This is a genomic window from Paenibacillus sp. FSL P4-0184 (assembly GCF_038004625.1).
GTDB lineage: Bacteria > Bacillota > Bacilli > Paenibacillales > Paenibacillaceae > Paenibacillus_AQ.
Genome location: NZ_JBBORN010000002.1, coordinates 1,344,365 through 1,366,546, shown reverse-complemented (window position 1 = coordinate 1,366,546; position 22,182 = coordinate 1,344,365). Strand labels below are relative to the sequence as shown.

Genomic DNA, 22,182 nt, shown 5'->3' with positions numbered 1-22,182 from the left:
GAGGGGAATTTATAGCGTGGAACATATGAATTCTTATATTTACAGAAAAACAGCCCCCAGGGGCTGTCTTTCTGTAATATAAAGTCTTTGCCAATATAGCCTGTATCAACCCTTGAGATGAATAGTCAAGATGCTAGATTGTCTAGCTGCAGCTGGTCCAGTCTTCTCCTCAATCTTCTTCACCATATCCTGACCTGCAGGAATGATGATTGGAGTAATCAAAGGGTAACCTGCTGCGCGGATAGCTTCCATATCAAATTCTAGCAGAAGCTCGCCTGCCTGCACCTTGTCGCCAATATTCTTATGTGTGGTAAAACCACTGCCTTTAAGCGACACGGTATTTATTCCAACGTGGATGAGTACTTGTACACCACTGGCATGCTCCAATATAAGCGCATGTTTGCTCTTGATCACATGTGCTACTGTAGCATCAAAGGGTGCATATACTTTACCCTCAGAAGGTTCGATTGCAACGCCTTCGCCCATCTGCTTCTCGGCAAAGGCAGGATCAGGCACCTGTTCTAGGGATACTGCAGTTCCACTGAGCGGAGAGATAAGCTCCAGAATATTCACGGATTCCTGTGACTCTTGAACTATATGGCGGCTGTTCAAATTATCTGTCTCGCTCACAGTAGTAGCCTTTGTAGCTGAGTTCTTTTCGGAACGCCCCACCACAGAACGGCCGTAGAGTACAGTGGCGACAAATGGCACAATGAGAACAATAAGCATGCCAATGAAGAACACGCCCCACTGGTTCGGGAATATCGAAAGGAAGCCGGGAATCCCGCCTACGCCAATGGAAGAAGCGCGAACCTGATTAACGGTAAGAAGCATACCGGCAATCCCTGAGCCAATCATCCCGAAGATGAAAGGATAACGATAGCGGATATTCACTCCGAAGATCGCCGGCTCCGTCACACCGAGGAATGCAGAGACGGAAGATGTAGCCGCCAAGCCTTTTGCCTTCTGTTCTCTGACTACGAACATCATTGCCAGTGCCGCAGCACCTTGTGCAATATTGGATAACGCTAACATCGGCCAGAGGAAAGTGCCGCCCTCGCTGCCGATGAGCTGCACATCAACCGCCAAGAAGGTATGATGCATACCGGTGATGACCAGAAGCGCATAGAATCCGCCGTAAATCAAGCCACCAAGAAGCGCAAAATGATCAAATACAAAGATCAGGCCGGAGGTGATGGCATTGGCAATGCCAAACGTAACCGGACCGATAATGGTGAAGGCCAGAAAACCGGTAATCAGTAGAGTCACTGGCGCAACAACCAGCAGTTTAATGGAATCATGCACCCGGCGGTTGAGGAACTTCTCCAGCCTTGCCAGAATATAGGCCGAAACCAGCACTGGCAATACTTGTCCCTGATAACCGATCTTCTCCAAATGCCAGCCGAACAAATTCCAGGTTGGAACAGTACCCTCAGTGGAAGCACTTGCATAGTTATAGGCACTTAAAAGATCTGGGTGCACGAGAATGAGACCCAAAACGATCCCGAGCAGAGGACTTCCGCCGAAACGTGTAACAGCTGCCCAACCGATAAGTGCTGGTAAAAAGGTAAAAGCTGTGCTGGCAATCGTATTAATAATCGCAGCAATGTCTTTCCATGCGGGATAGACATCCACCAGCGACTGATTATCAAAGAAGATACCAGGCCCGGTCAAAATATTATTGATCCCAAGCAGCAAACCTGCGGTTACGATAGCTGGAAGAATAGGAATAAATATATCAGCCAGCGTCTTGATCGCACGCTGCAGCGGATTCTGTTTTCGGGCAGCAGCGGATTTCACTTCATCTTTGGAAGAACGAGAACCGCCAGTGATCTGAATCATTTCATCGTATACTTTATCTACAGTTCCCGGTCCGATAACGATCTGAAACTGCCCTTGGCTAGAAAATTGTCCCTTTACTAGTTCGTTGCGGTCCAAGGCTTCCGAATCCACCTTGCTCTCATCATACAGCGAGAATCTCAGCCGGGTTACACAATGTGTCGCAACCTCTATATTCTCCTTGCCCCCAACTGCCCGTACAATATCCTCAACATTTTTGCGGTCTATAGCCATATTTTCACTCCTTACATAATTGATTTGTGCTCCTTCTCAAGTACACCTCGTTAGCGGATTAACCACATGTAGGAAGCATAAGGACTAAGCTGAAGCTCTTGTGTTAATGCAGGTGTTTCTGTTGTATTTCCAATCAGAAGCTCGTCTTTACCACTTGATGATAACTCTGCCCAGTGACTATCTTCAAAGCGGAAGGTAATCTCTTTACTGCTGAAGTTCGAGACCACTACAAGCGCCTCTCCATCACCTGTTCTGGCGTAAGCGAACACTTCAGGATGACCATCATCGAGTCTCTTGAATACACCTTCAATGAATATCCCATAATCCTTGCGTAGCGCAATCAGCTTGCGGTAATGATGGAAGATGGAATCGGGATTGGCTAGCTCCTTCTGCACATTGATGTCCGAATACCGCTCATCAACTTTCAGCCATGGAGTACCTGTGGTGAATCCGGCATTTCGGCTGTCATCCCACTGCATCGGCGTACGGGAATTGTCCCGTGAACGTTCCTGAAGAATACTCAGGGCAGTCTTAGGGCTTTTCCCCTGTTCACACAAAATACGGTACATATTCAGTGACTCAATGTCACGGAACTCATCGATGCTCTTCCATACCGGATTTGGCATCCCGATTTCTTCCCCCTGATACACATAAGGTGTTCCCTGAAGGCCATGCAGAGTTGTTGCAAGCAGCTTGGCACTCTCTACACGGTAGACCTTATCATCAGTGAATCTGGAGAGGGCACGCGGTTGATCGTGATTGTTAAAAAATAAGGCGTTCCAGCCCTGACCTTTCTGCATTCCGGTCTGCCACTCTGTGAACAAGCTTTTCATCGCCTCAAAATCATAGGGCATTAGCTCCCATTTCTGTCCATTCGGATAATCGACTTTTAAATGATGAAAATTGAAAGTCATGGAAAATTCCCGCTCTTTAGGACTCGAGTATCGGATGCAATGCTCCAATGTAGTTGAGGACATCTCTCCGACCGTCACCATCTCATACGGACCAAATACCTCTTCGTACATCGCTTTGATGTATTCATGAACCCGTGGACCGTCAGTATAGAACTTGCGTCCATCTCCCGGTGGAACACTCCCGTCATCGTTAGGGAAGCGTTGATCCTTGGAGATTAAATTAATTACATCCATGCGGAAGCCGTCGACACCCTTTTTAGCCCAGAATAGCATCATATCATTCACTGCTCTACGTACCTTCTCGTTCTCCCAATTCAGATCCGCCTGGGTTTTATCGAAGAGAGTAAGATAATATTGTCCCGAAGCTTCATCAAACTGCCAGGCAGGACCTCCGAACTTCGACTGCCAATTGTTGGGTAAGCCACCGTCCGGAGCCGGGTCCTTCCAGATGTAGTAATCACGATAGGGATTATCTCTGCTTGAAATGGACTGTTTGAACCACTCATGTTCTGTTGAAGTATGGTTAACCACGATATCGATCATTAGCTTCATTTCACGTCTGTGCAGTTCCTGTACTAACTCGTCGAAATCCTCCATCGTACCAAAATCCGGGTTGATATTTTCATAATCCGCAACATCGTAACCGTTATCATGTTGTGGCGAGACATAGACCGGCTGTAACCAGACAATATCAATTCCAAGCTGCTGCAAATAATCTAATTTTTCAATAAGTCCTTTAATATCTCCTGTTCCGTTGCCTGTAGTGTCCTTAAAGCTCTTCGGGTACACCTGATACACCGTGGACCGGCGCCACCACTCCGAATACTGGGACTGACTCAAGTTGAACACCTCCAAAAGAATTACTTTATGTCAAATTTTAAACCTGTATATACAAGTTCAAACACTTCACACAGTTTAAACCTGTATATACAGGTTGTCAATACTTTTGCTATCTGACTCGGAAAAAGAGTAAAAACTGGCGGTTCTTCTTTAATTAACCCATTTGATAATCAATTATTCTTTTTCCTATTTCCTATCTTAATAATTGTTCAATATCACAACAAAAAAAGCCGCTAAGTAAGCGGCTTTTTATATACAAAGATGTCTTGTGCAGAATTCATAACGATAACGAAAATCCGCTAAGTTTAACTAAAAAATGATACCGATGATCAGAGCGGATAAAACGCTTACAAGTGTGGCGCCAAATAACAGTTTTAATCCAAATCGAGCCACAATATTCCCTTGTTTTTCATTTAAGCCTTTCACTGCACCCACAATGGTACCAATGGACCCAAAGTTAGCAAATGAGATTAGAAAAACCGAGACAATGGCTGTAGTACGCCCACTTAAACCATCTTGGATCTTAACAAAGTCAAGCATAGCAACGAATTCATTCGCAACAAGCTTTGTCGCCATGATACTGCCTGCATCAACAGCTTCATGCCATGGGACACCGATAAGAAAGGCAATGGGTGCAAAGACATACCCTAAAATTCCTTGAAACGAGATACCGAATACTCCGCTGAAGACCCCGTTAATTAATGCAATGATCCCAACGAAACCAACCAACATTACACCAACTACTATGGCTACTTTAAAGCCATCCATAATATATTCGCCCAGCATTTCAAAAAACGTTTGTTTTTCTTCTACCTGAACTTCAACAATATCTTCTTCAGCTGTAACTTCATAAGGATTAATGATGGATGAAATGATAAATCCGCCAAATAGGTTTAATATCAATGCAGCTACTACATACCGAGGTTCTAGCATCGTCATATATGAACCAACAATTGACATGGATACCGTCGACATTGCAGACGCACATAATGTATACAAGCGATGTTTTGGTAATAATCCAAGCTGATTTTTCACCGAAATAAACACTTCATTTTGTCCTACAATTGCGGCTGCAACTGCATTATAAGACTCCAATTTGCCCATGCCATTTATTTTACTTAGTACCAAACCAATATACTTGATAATGAACGGGAGAATTTTGTAATGCTGCAATATCCCAATTAATGCCGACATAAAAACAATTGGCATCAAAACATAAAGGAAAAATGTATGGGCCCCTTCATTTGCAATCCCACCAAAAACAAAGTCAGTCCCTTCATTGGCGTATCCAAGCAATTTTGCAAAACTATCGGCAAACCCTTTAATTAAGAACTCACCTATACTTGTTTTTAGTATAATTAATCCCAAACCGATCTGAATAGCAATCATTACAATGATTGGTCGATATTTAATCTTTTTCTTATTGTTACTTCCTAGCCATGCCAGTAATAGAACAATGACCAAACCAGCAATAGAAATTAGATAATGCATTTTTAGCCCTCCAAATTATCGGTTAATTTTCTTGGAATCCTCATATCGAAATGCATCTTTCCACATTAACCCTTGTTCCAAAATAATCGCCAACAGACTTCCGCATATTAATCCATTATTTAAAATGGCTATCACGATCGGAGATAAATGGGCCGTAGCTGATGAAGGGATAAACATTAATCCCACACCCACTAAAAGGGAAATTCCACTAACGATAAATGTTCGTTCTTCATGAATGACCTTCTTCAATTCCTTTAGCGCTAGTCCGACCATCTTCACAAAAATGACGAAGGTAACGGAATAGCCTATGGGAGCTGGAATCGCTGATATAACATTCATTATTGGCGGAAACAATGATATTGAGATCACAAAACAACATCCAATTAAAAATGATCTGCGCTCCTTCATCCCTGTTTGTTCAACATATCCCGCCGCTCCCGAGATAGGGACAGAACCGACCGCTCCTAAACCGCCACTAATAAGATGCGTAATTCCAGAAGTAAACCCGGCGCGCAAATAACGATGATGATCCACTTGCTTTTGTTTCATAACGGTCTCCATCAAACGGATCGACGCAACTGCATTGGTTATTAATAACAGCGTTAATAAAAATGCAGTAGTGATTGTCCCGGCATCGAATTGAGGTCTGCCAAATGGGAATATTTTCGGTAGCTTAAATAGAGTATCCGCATGAGAAAACACTGGTATATTACCGCAGATAATAAATAATAGGCAGCCTATTAATATACTGAAAATTATTGAAAACTGGCTGAGTACTACAAAGCGACTTTTTCCTAACCAAAAAGTAATGCAAACCACAATCACACTAAGGATGAATACTTTAACATCTAACGTGGTGTGGGCTATGGTAATCCCCATCATCCCTTTCATAAAAGATCCACTTAATTGAAAGATCAATAAAAGTAAATAAATAAAAGTGATGGTGGGAGTAAATAGACGAGCGATTTTATCCATTAGCTTAAATGCTGAAATTAGGATAAATAACACACCGCTAATAATCATCGCCCCACTTAAAGCTTGTAAAGCACCATTGTTAGAAGAATAAAGTCCCCCCACTAAACTTGCGTAAATCGTAAAAATGCTCCACCATAACCCTGCCGGACCTTCATGGATAGGGAATTTATGACCCATCAGGCCTTGTAAAAATCCAGCTATCCCTAAAGTAATCATTGTGCTCTGGATAAGCCCGGAAGTTTCTATGGGTGTTAAGTTATATAAATCTGCGATAGCAATGGGTGCAGCAATTGCACCAGCGATCATAAAAATCATCCACTGCAATCCTGACAGTATTACCTTCATTTCTTTCTCACTCTCTTTTCTAACAACACTGCTCTTATCCATAAATCAGCCATCAATGACTGTGTTAAGGGCTATTTCGACCATTTCATAAAAGGATTGTTCACTTTCTTTATGAGTCAGGTGTTCCTGTCTTAGCAATTGACTGCCGACTGTTAAAATCGATAACGCTTTTACGCCATATTTAGCGGCTAAAGTGTATAGGGCTGTACTTTCCATTTCTACTGCTAATACTCCAAAATCCATAAACTTGTGAAGTCGATCTAAATTTTCACGATAGAATTCATCAGAATTATAAATGTTACCAACAAAAATATTTGCATTTTTAGCTTGTGCTTGTTGATACGCTTTCATTAACAATGAGAAATCTGCTGTAGGTGCAAAATTACAACCATGAAAGATCTTCTCCGTCATATTACTGTCTGAAGACACCGCTTGGGCTATTATAATATCGCGGATGTTAATTTCACTCTGCATCGCACCACATGTACCAATGCGAATCAATTTCTTAACTTCATAATCGACGATCAATTCTGTAGCATAGATACTCATCGATGGATTTCCCATCCCTGTCCCCTGAACCGACACCGGTACACCCTTGTATAATCCAGTGTATCCATACATCCCTCTTACCTCGTTATAACAATTAGCCTCCTCTAAAAAGTGTTCTGCTACAAATTTTGCACGTAAAGGATCTCCTGGGAGCAAAACGCGCTCTGCTATTTCTCCCTTATTTGCACCTAAATGCCTACTCATAGTTCTTCCTCCAACTTTTAATAGTAAACTGAGGTTTACCGAAATCACTTTCTACTTGCCCTCAAGTAAAATCAGTTTCGAAACTAGATTGAGCATAAGGTTTTTTGACATTACAAACTAGACCAAAAACTTACGTAGGTAACGGAAAATAATTGGTCAAATTATAAAAGCAATTCTTTACGGATATTGTCCAAATCTCTTTTAGAAGGGATCGTAGAAATAATAACAACAGGCACGGTCTTTAGTGCAACCGGGATATTACTAATGACAAGATCAATATTATTTTGCTGCATGATCTCGTCGGTTAGCCCTTTCATAATGGAGGTATTAAGGATCAACTGATCCCCTATTTCCTTCTTTATCAAATCTGCTATGTAATGACGAATTGAAAATTCCTCCCCGATCACTAAGAAAGCCCTCTTACTCTTATAACGTAAACTCGAACGGACAATTAAGGTTAGTTTTGTTAAATGAAAATTATTGAAGAGAACGGAAGGGTAAGTTTTATTCCACATTTGCATACAGGTTTGCATTTCTTGATAAATCTGCTGGCACTCCTGCTCTACATATGTTGTTAAATGACTTTTCGAAATCATCATCCATTCCGGAATGGCATTTTCGATTAATAACTTGTCAAAGAACCCGTAAATCTCCAAGATAAATCGTTCATGCATATCCAAGTTCGGGTATACCTTTGCCAACAACATTAGAAGCAGATTCCCCATTTGATATTCTTCTTTATCCTTGTGTAATTCGACTTCTTTAATCGGAGTGATCTCTGACCCTTCATAATAATGATATTGGCTGAGACTAACCATGGATTGCATAAAGAATATTTCACTCTTTGGAAATTCGATAGACAGCTTTTCTTCAAGACGCTCTGCTATGGCTCTCACTGGTATATAAAACATTCCCTTTTCCCAGGGGTATGCATTTTCGTCGATGGTTACACAATTTCCTTTCCCAGCTCTTTCTATTACAATTGCCAACAAGAAGGACAATTTCCTTTTGGAATTGATAAAATATACAATGTTATTCTCATTCTCTATATTTGTGATCAACTGATTTATATAAGCAAAATCGACATTCGCAAAGGGCCATCCTGTAAACTCATACGCATCACAATATAAATTCCAATAAAAATATCGAATATTCATTTCATTCCCTTTGATCACAGGTGTAGAGTAACTAATGCGTAACTTATACGCTTTTAGATCATTATTATTTAATTCCACAATCAGCTTTTTCAATGACGAGGTACTCATAAACATGGCTTCAGAAAGCTCCTCCACAGACATTCGACCAGCATTCGTAAACAATAAATGCATCAGCCGATAAAAAATGGTTTGTCTGAACATAGAAGAAATCACTTCACTTATCGTACTTTGCCCATCACGTAAAAGAACGATTCCCTTACCTCTAGAAACTTCAATGGTTACAGTAGAGGGTAGTTGCTTACTGATTTCCTCCACCATCTTCCGTATTGTCTTATCTGAGATTCCTAAACTTTTTTCCACTTCGGCTAAGGTAAACCATCTTTGTTCCGTATCAAGCAGCGTTAATAGTTGGCTAGCTAAATTAAATCCCTTATCCATTGTTATCCACCCTATTTCAATATCATTTTAATTTTTATAGTATAAACAAATTCACATCTATAACCATATTATTTTTCAATAAAAAAACTCGGGTTTCTTTTACCCGAGTTTTAAATCACTTTATATTTGTGTTTTTTCTTCAATAGGGCTAATTGCTTTCAGCTGCATCGTTATGACGGCTGCTATAACGGCTTTGATGATGTCCCCCGGAAGAAAGGCTAACGCTCCGACAAGTCCAGCCCAGATCGACGTATTGGTTATTAATGCCATGACTGGTGCACCAATCAGACTCACTAGTAATACACCAAAGATTATGTTGATCGCTATCAGCTTCCAAGTTCGGACCTTCGGCCAGATTTTTTCAGAATACCAGCCGATAAGGCCGGCCGCGATAGGGAAGCTAAATATGTATCCTGCAGAAGGACCAATGAGCACTGCGATTCCGCCGCGGCCACCAGTCAGAACAGGCAGTCCAATGGCTACTAGAATGATGAAAATGACTAGACTGAGGGCGCCCATCCGTTTCCCCAGAAAACATCCAGCTAACATGACGCCAAGCGTCTGGGCAGTGATCGGAACGGGGATGAAGCCGAGGGGGATGGGTGGAATCATGCCCAGCACCGCGATAAGTGCTGCGAATAATGCAGCATAAATAAGTTCTTTTGTCTTCAAAAAATTGACCTCCATTGGATATAAATAATTGTATTCTGGTTAGTAAATACGTCCAGTAAGCTGAATTATAATGGAGATATTCATGATTGTAAACCAAAAATTAATTTATAGTTCACAATAGAATGAAATACCAAGCTTGAGTTTTTCCAATTGTTATATAGAATTAGAGTATTCAGTCGCAATCGTTGGATGTTATTATATTCAATGGGTTTTGGTCGGAGAGTTATACTTTTGGAGGTTTAAGTTCATGACAGTAAAAGAACATATTCTTGCCTTGCTCGACAGTAATAAGGGTGAATACTTTTCCGGCGAAGAAATAGCCGTTCAGTTATCCGTGACGCGCAGCGCTGTCTGGAAAGCCATAAAATCGTTACAGACAGACGGATATTCCATACAAGCTGTAACTAATAAAGGATATTCCATGTCACCTCAAACAGATATCCTATCTGCAAGTGCAATTTCAAAATATCTGGATACCCAGGAGCAAAAGTTACGTTTAGAAGTCTTTAAGACACTATCTTCAACGAATGAAGCCGTAAAAAGCCTTGCCTCAAATGGAGAAGCTGAGGGTAAGGTGATCCTTTCCGAAGAACAGACCGCTGGACGCGGGAGAATGGGCCGAAAATTCTTTTCTCCACCGGGAACGGGTATCTATATGAGTATCCTGCTGCGTCCCAAGCTATCAGCAACAGATTCCGCTCTGCTGACCACTTGCGCCGCTGTTGCAGTCGCCCTTTCCATCGAGAGCGTATCCGGTAAAGAAACGCAGATTAAATGGGTGAATGATGTCTTCATGGAAGGTAAAAAGGTGTGTGGGATTCTTACTGAAGCATCCGTGTCACTGGAAAACGGCTGGCTTGATTATGCCGTTCTTGGTATTGGTATCAATGTAGCGCTACCGTTCGACGGCTTTCCTAACGACCTTACCGAGATTGCAACAACTGTAATTTCTGAAAACAATTCTTATGGTGATCTCCGCAACCGACTGGTAGCAGAAGTACTGAACAATTTCATGAGATATTATGAGCAATTAACGGACAGATTGTTTCTTACCGAATATAGAAAACGGTTAATTTCACTTGGAAAACCCGTAACAGTGATAAAGAATAATGAACAGCTTAAGGCAACAGCCATTGATATCGATAACGATTGCCATCTGAAAGTCAGATATGAAAATGGTGACGAGGAATATCTTTCAAATGGAGAAGTCAGTGTTAAAATTTAGCTCAAAAACAACAAAAGCTGCTAAGCAATTGCTCAGCAGCTTTTGTTGTTTTATAAGATGGACATGCAACCTATCCTAGTTATCACCGGCAAGTGTAAGCCACTTACGATTGTGATGCTCCTGAACTTCAACAGGAGTATCAAAGAAATCGCTCAACACATCCGACTGCAAGCAGTTTTCTGTCTCATCCCCTTTATAGATTTCTCCGTTCTTCACCAGCAAAGTATGTGTAAAGCATGGTGTTATCTCCTCGATATGATGCGTTACATACAGCAAAGTTGGTCCGTTGGGCTGCTTCGTAATCTTCTCAATCATTTGCAACAGCTGTTCTCGGGCAAAAATATCGAGTCCTGTGCAAGGCTCATCAAGGATCAATAGATCTGGATTGGCCATAAGTGCGCGTGCAATGAGGACTTTCTGACGCTGACCTTGCGACAAGGTATCGTATGTACGAGCGGCTAAGGAAGAGCAGTCTAGAAATTCCATCAGCTCCTCGGCTTGCTTTTGATCCTCTTCATTCGTCTTGTCGTATAAACCGATAGTTGCGAATTTTCCGCTGAGGACGATGGTCAGCGCAGTCTGGTGGCCGTATAGCTTCTGTTGCAGCGAGGTGCTGACCCAACCGATTCGCTTCCGTAACTCTCTAAGATCCACATCGCCAAAGCGGTGGTCTAGCACTTCGACTTGACCAGTCGTCGGCCATATATAGCCGTTCACTACGTTCAGCATCGTCGTCTTGCCTGAACCGTTTAGTCCGACGATACACCAGTGTTGCCCTTGTTTCACTTCCCAATTCATATCGCGTAAGATCATTGTTGTATCACGTTGCCATGATACATTTTTGAGTGATATAATCATGCCCAAATTCCTCCTCTACATGAATGTCTATATTGAACTTATAGCTCAGAAAGTGTTCCATTTAAAATTTTGAGCGTCGATTGTACTGCTTGATCTGAATCCCCATTTTTAATAGATTCATACACTTGTTCATGGTAATCGGATTGAGGATCATGGGAACTATAATTACGGTTTAATTTACTCATTGCATCTGACAAAATATGAGTAAACGTTCTATATAAGTCAATGATTACAGCGTTTTTACTTGCCATCGCTACAGCCATGTGGAATTCTATATCCGATTTGGCATACAGTTCACGATCATTCTGCTTTAGAGCCATATCTCTTGTATCCAAATGTTTTCGCATGTTGAATAAGTCAGTGTCATCATGCCGTAGAGCTGCTAATCTTGCGATTTCTAATTCAATCATTTTTCGAGCTTCAAAGACCTCAATCAATTCTGCACGAAGTAAACGATGGGTAAGTGGTTCTTGAATAATAGGACTGGATTTTAAGTAAGTTCCAAAACCCTGCTTTTTCTCCAATAGACCAGCATGAACTAACACACGGACTGCTTCTCTTATCGTTGATCGCCCTACATTAAATAATTGCATTAATTCAGGTTCTGGAGGTAATTTGTCTCCTGGCAGGATTGTTCCTGTTGAAATTTTTTGTTGTATTTGATTAACAACATCGTCCACTAACTTAGTGGCTTGAACGGGTTGGAACGACCCCTTTTCAAACATCTGATCATCTCCTCTTTATTTGCAGAATAACATGATATTCTTTACTTAACAAGTAAGATTTTGAAGTTTATAACGGTCATAATGGGAATAAAAAAGCAGCTAATCATTTTGATTAGCTGCTGACGTAATTTATTTAACTATAGTCTTATTGCATGTTCACTCAATTTTATTGTCCTTTTTCCATTACCGCAAAGTAGTTATTTTCACCGTCTGCGAAATTGAATACTCTTCCACCGGGAATTTCTACAATATCTCCAACCGTAACATTTTTGTCCTTCAACTCTCGATTCAATTGATCAAAATTATCCGAAAAGAACATTAAAGAAGGTGTTCCGAGATTCATTTCAGGATTCATTTGGGCAACCAACTCTTTATTATGAAGAACAATGCTAGTCGCTGCACCTTTCGGAGCAAGCTCGATAAATCTCATAGGGCCATTTGTTTCGTCTAAAATCACCTCAAATCCTAGCTTTTCTGTCCAGAATTTTTTGGATTCCTCTTGGTTATTTACATATAACATAATTTGTCCAATTTTATTAATCATAAGTTATACTCTCCTTCTTAGCGGGATAATTTATTGCTTTTTAAATATACCTCATGAAGAATATTCACGTCAAGGAATATTACTTCGAACTCTCCTTTTGCAAATATAAGTTGGCTTTGTTTCCGGAGGTTGTCCATATCCCCATATTATTTACTTTCTTTTCCTACATTAAACCGAATTTCAGACCAGCGAAAGAGAACATCGATAATTATTTTTATTTTTAAATACCTCTACAATATTTCAATATAACCTTCTGTTCCATTCACACGAATTCGTTGCCCGTCTTTTATCAGCTTGGTGGCATTTTCCACTCCGACAACTGCTGGCAAGCCATATTCACGAGCGATAACGGCTCCATGGGTCATCAGTCCGCCAACTTCGGTGACCAGGCCTTTAATAGATACAAACAATGATGTCCAGCCAGGGTCAGTAAAGGCGGTGACTAATATATCGCCATCTTCCAGATCTGCCTCTTCCATGTTTAAGATGACACGAGCTCGCCCCTCTATTACTCCAGTAGAAACAGGGAGACCTATAATCGCTTTGTCTGGCAGATTTTCTCGTTTGTATTCACCTGTAATAATTTCACCATCAGATGTGATTACACGTGGCGGAGTAAGTTTTTCAAAAAAATTGTAATCGTCTTTTCGTTTACTGATAATCTGATCATCCAGTTTATTTGTGCGTACGACTTCGTGAAGTTCTTCAAAGGTGAGATAGAATATATCTTCTTTTTCATGAATAACACTAGCTTGTACAAGTTGTTCGGCTTCTTTCAGTAAAGCCTGCTTATAAATGAAGTAGCGGTTAATCATTCCGTATTTTGGATATTCACGGTAACCGATATAATTCCGGATAAAACTGATTACTCGTTTTGTCTCTTCAGCTTTTAGTTCTCCATCCGGTAATTGCTTCAATCGATCTAATAGCTCTTGTTCTTTTTCTAAAGCCTCCTGTCGGCCTTGCTCAAATTTCCGATTGCCAGCATTAGGCTCAAAGTTTTTGATATTACTGAGAATCATGGGGACAAGTGTAATCGGCTTTTCACTCCAACGAGTTCTCGAAATATCGATTTCACCGGCACATCGCATTCCGAATTTGTTGAGATAAGCATAGATTGCATCTTGAGTTGCCTGTCCACCATCAAACTTAACCAGTTCATTCAAAAAATTATCATCTTTTACATGTTGTAAATAATCAACTGTTTCCGGGTAAGGACGAATCACATCTGCAACATCCAAAAGCGCCAGACCCATTTCCGAGGTAATGTTGTTTGGAACAGATTGAGAAAGCGTATCTGCTGCGTTTTTTTCACCTAACCACTCGTACATTTTTTCATTAATCCATGACGAAGCGTTCATAGCAGTCATAAAAACCTTTGTACTTTGTGGGTCAGATAAGAACTTCTTTAATTCCTGAAGATCTTCAAGAATAAAATCAAATAGATCTGCTCCTGATTTCGTTCGGATGTTTTGTCTTAATTCTTCTATCGACGTTTGACTGTTCTTAATCAAATCAGAAACGATTGCCGGATCATTTTCGATTAATGCTTGAAAACCTTCTGACGAACTATCTTTACTGCTATTAACGGGACTCTGTTCTTTTCTATCATCTGGTAACGATTTTATATATTCTCGTTCTATTAGGGTCATAAATGCGTCTTTTATGAGCGGATCGGATTTCCCAAGGGTATTTATGAAATTTTCTCTGCTGACAGGTGAAGCCAGCATATGTGTAACATCAACAAACAACCTTCCACCGGCCTTACGCATGGGTGCAGGAGTGATTAACAGGTAAAAAGACAATCCTAGTGGTTTCATGGGATCCGTCATCATTTGTTGATGACCGACAGAAACGTAAACGTGATTTTCTTGATCATTTACTTCAGGGATCGGGTATAAAGTAGTGATTGGCCGACTCTGAACAATATAAAAAGTATCATGATCCAAACACCATTCGATATCTTGCGGACAACCAAAATAAGTTTCAATCTCTCTACCTATGCGTGCCAGTTGTAAAATTTGTTGTTCGGAAAGGGTTTGAGTCTTTTGCTGATCGAGATCGATTTTCAGGGTCTCTGTTCCACCTTCTTTTAATCCATAGATAGCCAATTTTTTGGTGGCTATCATCATATCGACGATTTCCTCTTCCTGTACTTTATAACAATCGGCAGATACCAAGCCAGAGACCAGAGCTTCTCCAAGCCCAAAACTGGCATTAATAGATAGCAGCTTTCGATTAGAAGTGATCGGATCCGCTGTGAATAAAATCCCTGAAGCCTGAGGGAAAACCATCTTTTGCACGATAACAGATAAATATATCTGTCTGTGGTTAAATCCATTTTGCATGCGGTAGATTACCGCGCGATCCGTAAATAGAGATGCCCAACATTTGCCTATATGCTGCATGATTGCTTCTCTTCCGATGATATTTAAATAGGTGTCCTGTTGACCGGCAAAAGAGGCATGTGGTAAATCTTCAGCAGTTGCACTAGAGCGTACTGCATAAGCCTGTTCTTCACCAAGTTGGGAGAGATAGTGAGTAACTGCTGTCACAACATCGGAAGGAATTTCTACTTCCATAAGGAGTTGTCGAAGCCTCTTACTGATTTCACCAATTTGCTCTCGATCGTCTACGTTTAACATGGATAGTTGATCCAATAAAATATGATACTTTTCGTTCTTTTCGATGGCTTTTTGGTAGCCCACTGTTGTAACACAAAATCCTTCTGGTACTTTTATTCCTTCGATAGTTGATAATCGCCCTAAATTCAACCCTTTTCCGCCCACGTGCAAAAGCTGTGTGGTTTCTATTTCCTGAAAACCAAGAACCAATGAACGCATACAATATCTCTCCTAACCATTAAAATGAGAAAAAATTTGACAAGAGTTTAGCTGCATGGTATATTATAAATATAAGATGTATTATCTATGCCTTTATATTTTTTGTAATCGTGATCCGATTATATCATCGTGTCTTTTTATATGCAATAAAAAAGAACCTGAAAGCTATTCAGGTTCTTTTTTGTGTTTCCCGCTATTTTTTGTTATTCAAAAATCATGGTTCGAACCGAACTACAACCCATAGACTTCAAACTCATAAATTCGTGCTGCTGTATCGGCTCCTTGTGAGGGCTTAAGAGTTATTAATTTTACATAGCGAGCTTTCACCAAAGCAATCGCGTCTGTCGACTCAGCTGCCGAGTTTCCTTGCACGTTTACAACATCCGTCCAGTTCGTTCCGTCGTTACTCACCTGAATGGTATAATCGCTTGTATTAAACCCGGACCATTCTCCTCCACTCTGAGCATGCTTGATGATAAAAGTGCTGATTTGATGCTCGGCTCCTAGATCGATTTGTAGCCAATGAGGCAGATTTCCAAGTGCACACCATTTGCTATTATCCGTCACTTTACCGTCAACTGCGTTTGGCGCGCCTTCCTTATCTCCGCATGCATGATCGGCTGTTGCAGGTTTTCCAAGTGCTAAATTCTTCACCGCACCAGCTTCCTTACTCACTGTAATGAGCGCCTTTTTCATAATTGTGTCTTGGCCCGAACTGTTGGTTGCAGTTAGTGACACGTTATATATGCCCTCCTGATTGAACGTTACAACCGGGTTCTTCGATGTGCTGACAGCTGGGCTACCGCTTTCGAAGCTCCATGACCATTCTTCTGTCACTTCGGTCGACAGGTCGGTGAAGTTTACGCTCTCACCTGGAGCTACCAAGGTCCGATCTGCCTTGAACTCTGCAATCGGCTTCGGATAAGCTGGCCAGCTGATCTTCACGCTGGAAGCCTGACCTTGCTCGTATCTTCCATTGATTGCAACAACCTTTAATGCTGTGAGCGTTTCTTTGTCTATTCTTCTCATCTCAGGAACGTAAAACACATGATTTGGCGTTGCGCCCAATAATACCTCACTACCATCTGGCAGTACTCGATAGATTTCGTATTGCTTCACCTGCTGGTCAAGTGGTTTCCACTCTAATCTAGCATCTCCATAAATTCCATCGCGGAAATCGGATTGAGTAACCTTCAGATCGCGAACAGCCGGTAGTGTTTTAACCGGGTCGTTGGCATTTTGGATGGAGAGCTGACCAATTTGAATACTATAATTACTAATCGTATCCTTGGTATCAAAATAAAGTGACAATGCTACGATTCGTTTCCCTTTGTAGGGGGTCAAATTCAAAGTTTCGGTAGTCCAGCCTGGGGCTGTCTTATCCTTCACGTTAAGAAAGATGAATTGGTCTGGTTGGTCTGCAAAAGCAAGACCTACCTTCAAGCTAGGCTTATTCAGCGTTTTATAAGTAATCGAAAGCTTTGTACTTGCTTCAATTTTAAGGTCTGTCTTATAGAGCTTTAGATGTGTCGCATTGTTATGGCTCAGATCACCTGATACCTTCAGCGAACTGCCACCGTAATACGCATCGGACCAATCAAGCTCCGGAGTAAGTGAAGTACCTTTGCTGTCTGCGATCCAGCGCCATGTTGGCAGAATATCTTGCAGGCTCCGGTTGTTCCATCCCTTATCTCGCACCTGCTGCCCTCGGACATAATATTTCTGTCCGCTTCCAGTATTGAAGTTGGTGATGAAAGGCAGCTTATTTACAGGGGATGATTCTATCACATCGTTCGCGATCCCCTTCCAGGCCTGATCGCTAACGGTATTACCTGGATTCCCGTTTGGCCCCACCCAGAATTTGTTCTCGCGTGCGAAGAAATCCTCCATGCTTTCTGCGCTGTTAAAAGCCCAGTCTGGACGGTAGATACCAAGGGAAGTGACGGCAGGTTGACCATCCGGGAACAGCAGATTCCATTTCACATTCGTATCGTAGCCTTTGGCTTCAACATCGATCCCTGCGTACAGGTCATACGGACTTCTATCTAAACTTTTGGCCTTCTCTGCTGAGCTTTTAAGATCTTTCCACCAGAAGTTCAGGAACATATTGTCTGATATTTTCTTATTATTGTCTTGCAGAAACATTGCGTTCTTGTCATTTAGTGCATTTTGCCAACTGATACTGCCCTCCTTGGTCATAGAGTCGTACCATACGATTTGCATAGATGCAGATTTATGCGATTCTAGATAACTTAGGAAAGCTTTCATTTTCTGTGCATCAGCCGGTGTTCCACCTTCAGTCTCCTGGTTAATAAACCAACCGTCAAATCCGTAATACTTCGCAACCTGGATCAGCTTGTCTGCAGCAGGAAAGGAACCGTCGCTGTTCTGCTGAAGCATTTGCTTCACCCATTCATATTTCCCTCCATAAACAGTTGGCGGGAAGAACACCGTTCCGACGATCGGTACGCCATTCTTATGTGCTGCGTCGATCGTATCAGCACTTGGCGGTACGATGATCCCTTCTCCGGCAGATCCGCCCCAATAAACCAGCTTGTCAACATATTGCCAATAAGTAAACGTATTAGCTCCAAATTTGTCTGATCCCTGTGACGGCACACCACTTGTTCCAGAGTTCAGTGCTGATAAAGCCATAACTTTTGGCGCTTTTGTCGCATGAGCATTGACTCCATCTGTCACAAAGCGGTCTTGCAGCGGAATTGTACTTCGGTTGAATACCGCATCCGGGTCGGATGCAGGACTCCACTGAAGCAATTGCTCTGGAAACCAGTAGGATGAATAAGGCTGTTTAGCGAACGCAGTAGTGGATAATGCTACGCACATCACAAATAAGAATATAAAACCTGCACCAATCTTTTTCATGCCGTACTCCTCCAATCGATAATTTTATGATTGCGCTTACATTTTATCAAGTTGGACAAAGCTCTAGATAGTGGATTAATGACAAGTCCAGGTGCAAATATTACAGATTGTAAGCCTGAAGCTCTATAACAAGCATCATTTCTAGGATCAATAATCCTAGTAGTAATTAGAAATTTGATATTTATATACAAAAAGCCGCAACTATGCGGCTAGTATATGTATATGATTTGGTCATCTTACATGAAATCAATTTATACTGAAGTGTTTACCTTGTATCCATTCAAATGTAAAGCGTTCTGTTATTAAGCTTTCAGGTTTAAAAGAAAATGCCGTGTGTCCTGATAAGCATCTGTCCAGCCCATCTTAGCATAGAAACGAAGTCCATCGAGTCCCTTAAAATAATAGGCGCCGATTAGCCGCTCCTCAAAATTCGGGGTCACTATTCTAGCTTTCTCTTGATAGTTTTGATACGCGTTAATGACATCACACCAAGGCATATGCTTGTCGAGAATCGCAAGGTCTATGAGAGAATCGCCATACATGCAATTTCCATCAATAATGCCGGAAATTCGTGTTCCGTTGGACAAAATATTCCACTGTTGAAAATCTCCGTGTATAAAGCTTCTATTAAATTCATTATAGGGTACGTATGTCATCAAACGACTATAGATTTCTTCGTATACTTCTCTCTCCAAGCAAGACGTGCGGAAGAGTTCATGCCAATTCTCCCAGAATGTCCCCGTCTGATCTTCCGCATTTACGGCAATGACGAAGTCTTTCCAAGATGAATAGGAGCCATTACCATCTGGTCCGATCCAACCATACCCGTTAGTTCCACCAATATCCGTTTCGGCCATTCTTGTTAAAATGCCGATAATTTCTGGCATCAGACGGGTTTGTTCCTCTGCTGTAAAATCGGATAGATTGCGACCTTCCATTCGCTCCATGATCAAATAGGTTAACTGATTAGTCCTCCCTAACCCCAAACATTTTGGGAAAGGAATACCTTGATCGAGTATCAAATTGGATACAAATTGTTCGGTCTCATATGCTCGTTCCAAATCGCTGAATTTCACAACATAGTCTTTTCCTTCTAAAATAAATGAAAACACGTTGCTAATGTTGCCGCCAGACAACGGTGTAATCTCAGCCGCTCCCTGTCCAAGATGATTCCACAGTACTTTTTCAATTTCACTCATGGTCAATTCCGGTTTTTCGTAAGTCATTTTACTCCAACTCCTGCTTATTCGAGTCTACTATGAAATTATCCGCAGCATATCAAAAACACCATCTTCCTAAATATCTCGTTCCTCATACTCAAAGGGTTCATCACATGAGTAAAATTCATGGAAAAATCCTACATATGGGATATCGTCTTCTAGACATTTTATACGATATGACAGCTCTTCATCGCATTCCGGCTCTTCACCATTGTTCCGCATTACCTCGAATGCATCAACAATGTTTTCCATGAGGGTTACTTGGATAAATAATGGCAATGTGTCTAACATCGAATCTTCGATCCTGGTCTCGGATCTGTAGCCCTCAAGCACTGTTTTAAAATAATCATCCATAAACTTTTTGCGTTTAAAGACGTCTAGTTCAAATTGTATCCAGCCCACTCCAAGTGTCCAGAGATTTGCCAGGTCATACATATACCAACAAAAGCAGGAATTATCGAAATCAAAAACAGTTATTTGCCCTGTATCAAAATCGATCATATAATTCCCATCGCAGTAATCAAAATGTACCATCCCAAAAGACTCGTGATTCCTGTCCATCCCTTCTAAGGTTGTAAGGAGATCTACCAGCTTCTCCTTCAGCAGAGATAACGAGTCAGGTATTAGCTTATCTATATAATCGGCATTGTATTTATCAAAAAAATTATACCGAGAATGGACAGGCGTATATCCCTTCGATAAGTGATGCATTTTCCCAAGGACTTTGCCGCAGTTATAATAGTATTCAGTAATAGGAACGCCTTCCCGATACCGATAATGATTTTCCACGAGCATGCTCCCCTTGGCCTTTTCAAACAAGCAGACAAAAAAGGTATGATTATTAAGAGTGATCGTTTCCAACAGGTTCCCCTTCTGGGAGTTGACTACATTCGAAACACTGCCGCCATGCTCGTACAAATACCTGATATATTCCACTTCACCCAAAATATCTTCTCGGCTTCTGTCACTTAAGAAGGCAATTCTGATTATTTTTGCTTCAGAATCAGCTTTATCACAGTTATATGCGATATTCCGTCCTCCTTTATGTGCATTGATAAGCCTGATTTCATAACCTTCCAATCCGTACAATTCCATCACTAATGGAAGTAAGTGTGTATCAGCGATTTTAATAACCTCGTTATAATTCAGAATATCTCTCCTCTCAACTTCTTCAATATATGGATAGTTTACCAGTTCCAGCTGATAAACTGGATGGAGAAAACAACTATAACTGAAATATCCTGCTTCATTAGGTCATCGTTCCTAGGTACACACGAATTAAAATATCTTGGTCATGGTTACCGAATCCAGCCCCATAAAGTGTCAAACCACCAACATTAACAGCCTTCTCGTCAACTGCGAACCGAAGCGTCCAGAATTGTTCCCGTAGCAAAATATCTGCGACAGTAATGTCCGACATCCTTTCTTCATCAATAAATGTGCCCGAAGTGTCAATGCGGATCGTCTTCAATAACCCGTATTGATTTACATTCCGATGCCACCAATCCGGAGTATATATGCCTCGTGCCGCTCTTCCAAAGTCTGCTGGACTGGTCCAAGTTCCAAGCTTTACACCGTTAAAAAAGAACTCAATATCCGAAGGCCAATGATCTCTCAAGCCTGGCGCTTCAGAAGCAATTTCCATTGAAATCTCGATGGCCTCGGGCATTTGACCGGCAAGTAAGTAGTTAGGCGTTTTGTACTCTACGTAACCTCTCCCAAACCACAAAATGCCAGCGTTGACCCGCTCGGGATCGAGAAAATATCGGGGATCGTCCCAAACCCCAATTTCTTTCTCTTGTGTCCCAAGACCACATGTAGGATGGACATCAAATGAGGTATAATGACCGACTGAAATGGTCTGCTCTCTGATCCTCGGGGTTTGAGTGGCAGTGGGGAGTTCGATTTCAACTCTTTTTTGTTTAAGGAAACACATTTTGTGCGTTCCTCCGTTTAGGCGTACCCTGTGGCTTCCTGTAAGTCCAGCTTGTTCGAGCTTTCGGATATGCATAGTGACTATGGAAGGGCTAAGCTCTAACTTAGCCGCAATCTCCTTCACATTCATTTCATTATCAGCAATAAGGCTCATAATCCTCCATCTGACTTCGCTTGCCAGCGCTTCATATAACGCCATGAATTTTGCTTCGCCGTTTGCTTTGATCATCATCATAATCACCTGACCTGTGCTTATTGAAATTACATATATATTAATTTAATAAATATAAC

General features: G+C 41.4%; 16 protein-coding genes. 1 reads left to right on the top strand and 15 read right to left on the bottom strand.

Annotated elements, in window-relative coordinates:
- Nucleotides 1-105: 105 nt before the first annotated feature.
- From treP to MKY52_RS27920, 7 genes are all read right to left on the bottom strand, one after another.
- The gene (gene treP, locus MKY52_RS27950) at nt 106-2,073 is read right to left on the bottom strand and encodes a PTS system trehalose-specific EIIBC component (RefSeq protein ID WP_341055030.1); all 1,968 of its coding nucleotides are present in this window, start codon (nt 2,071-2,073) and stop codon (nt 106-108) included.
- 50 nt (nt 2,074-2,123) lie between these two features.
- Nucleotides 2,124-3,827 carry an alpha,alpha-phosphotrehalase gene (gene treC / locus MKY52_RS27945; RefSeq protein ID WP_341055029.1) on the bottom strand — a complete coding sequence of 568 codons (1,704 nt, stop codon included), beginning with the start codon at nt 3,825-3,827 and terminating at the stop codon, nt 2,124-2,126.
- A 309-nt stretch (nt 3,828-4,136) separates the two neighbouring features.
- The gene (locus tag MKY52_RS27940) at nt 4,137-5,318 is read right to left on the bottom strand and encodes a NupC/NupG family nucleoside CNT transporter (protein ID WP_341055027.1); all 1,182 of its coding nucleotides are present in this window, start codon (nt 5,316-5,318) and stop codon (nt 4,137-4,139) included.
- A 15-nt stretch (nt 5,319-5,333) separates the two neighbouring features.
- Nucleotides 5,334-6,680: a purine/pyrimidine permease gene (locus MKY52_RS27935; RefSeq protein ID WP_341055026.1), complete on the bottom strand. Its 1,347-nt coding sequence runs from the start codon at nt 6,678-6,680 to the stop codon at nt 5,334-5,336.
- A 3-nt stretch (nt 6,681-6,683) separates the two neighbouring features.
- Complete coding sequence (gene deoD / locus MKY52_RS27930) at nt 6,684-7,391, bottom strand: purine-nucleoside phosphorylase (RefSeq protein ID WP_341055024.1); 708 nt, start codon at nt 7,389-7,391, stop codon at nt 6,684-6,686.
- A gap of 161 nt (nt 7,392-7,552) precedes the next feature.
- Complete coding sequence (locus tag MKY52_RS27925) at nt 7,553-8,986, bottom strand: helix-turn-helix domain-containing protein (protein ID WP_341055021.1); 1,434 nt, start codon at nt 8,984-8,986, stop codon at nt 7,553-7,555.
- A 120-nt stretch (nt 8,987-9,106) separates the two neighbouring features.
- Complete coding sequence (locus MKY52_RS27920) at nt 9,107-9,658, bottom strand: biotin transporter BioY (protein ID WP_076283743.1); 552 nt, start codon at nt 9,656-9,658, stop codon at nt 9,107-9,109.
- Between the two features lie 247 nt (nt 9,659-9,905).
- Between MKY52_RS27920 and MKY52_RS27915 the strand changes: the two genes are divergently transcribed.
- Nucleotides 9,906-10,883: a biotin--[acetyl-CoA-carboxylase] ligase gene (locus MKY52_RS27915; RefSeq protein ID WP_076283744.1), complete on the top strand. Its 978-nt coding sequence runs from the start codon at nt 9,906-9,908 to the stop codon at nt 10,881-10,883.
- A gap of 75 nt (nt 10,884-10,958) precedes the next feature.
- Here the strand turns inward: MKY52_RS27915 and MKY52_RS27910 are convergent, their stop codons facing one another.
- The 8 genes from MKY52_RS27910 to MKY52_RS27875 form a co-directional block, all read right to left on the bottom strand.
- Nucleotides 10,959-11,741: an ABC transporter ATP-binding protein gene (locus tag MKY52_RS27910; protein WP_341055018.1), complete on the bottom strand. Its 783-nt coding sequence runs from the start codon at nt 11,739-11,741 to the stop codon at nt 10,959-10,961.
- Between the two features lie 38 nt (nt 11,742-11,779).
- Nucleotides 11,780-12,466, bottom strand: coding sequence for a FadR/GntR family transcriptional regulator (locus MKY52_RS27905; RefSeq protein ID WP_149645670.1), 687 nt, complete (start codon nt 12,464-12,466; stop codon nt 11,780-11,782).
- Nucleotides 12,467-12,632: 166 nt separating this feature from the next.
- Entirely contained in the window at nt 12,633-13,010 is a 378-nt protein-coding gene (locus MKY52_RS27900) for a VOC family protein (protein WP_042188380.1), read from the bottom strand.
- A 230-nt stretch (nt 13,011-13,240) separates the two neighbouring features.
- Nucleotides 13,241-15,853, bottom strand: a complete 2,613-nt coding sequence (gene ppsA, locus MKY52_RS27895; protein WP_341055015.1) for a phosphoenolpyruvate synthase — start codon at nt 15,851-15,853, stop codon at nt 13,241-13,243.
- A gap of 231 nt (nt 15,854-16,084) precedes the next feature.
- Nucleotides 16,085-18,736: an endo-beta-N-acetylglucosaminidase gene (locus tag MKY52_RS27890; RefSeq protein ID WP_341055014.1), complete on the bottom strand. Its 2,652-nt coding sequence runs from the start codon at nt 18,734-18,736 to the stop codon at nt 16,085-16,087.
- A gap of 302 nt (nt 18,737-19,038) precedes the next feature.
- Nucleotides 19,039-19,962 (bottom strand): aminoglycoside phosphotransferase family protein, encoded by a 924-nt coding sequence (locus MKY52_RS27885; RefSeq protein WP_341055012.1) that lies wholly within the window; start codon nt 19,960-19,962, stop codon nt 19,039-19,041.
- A 69-nt stretch (nt 19,963-20,031) separates the two neighbouring features.
- The gene (locus MKY52_RS27880; RefSeq protein WP_341055010.1) at nt 20,032-21,051 is read right to left on the bottom strand and encodes a phosphotransferase enzyme family protein; all 1,020 of its coding nucleotides are present in this window, start codon (nt 21,049-21,051) and stop codon (nt 20,032-20,034) included.
- Between the two features lie 154 nt (nt 21,052-21,205).
- On the bottom strand, nt 21,206-22,120 hold the full coding sequence (locus tag MKY52_RS27875) for an ArsR/SmtB family transcription factor (RefSeq protein ID WP_339804314.1): 915 nt from the start codon (nt 22,118-22,120) through the stop codon (nt 21,206-21,208).
- Nucleotides 22,121-22,182 lie beyond the last annotated feature (62 nt).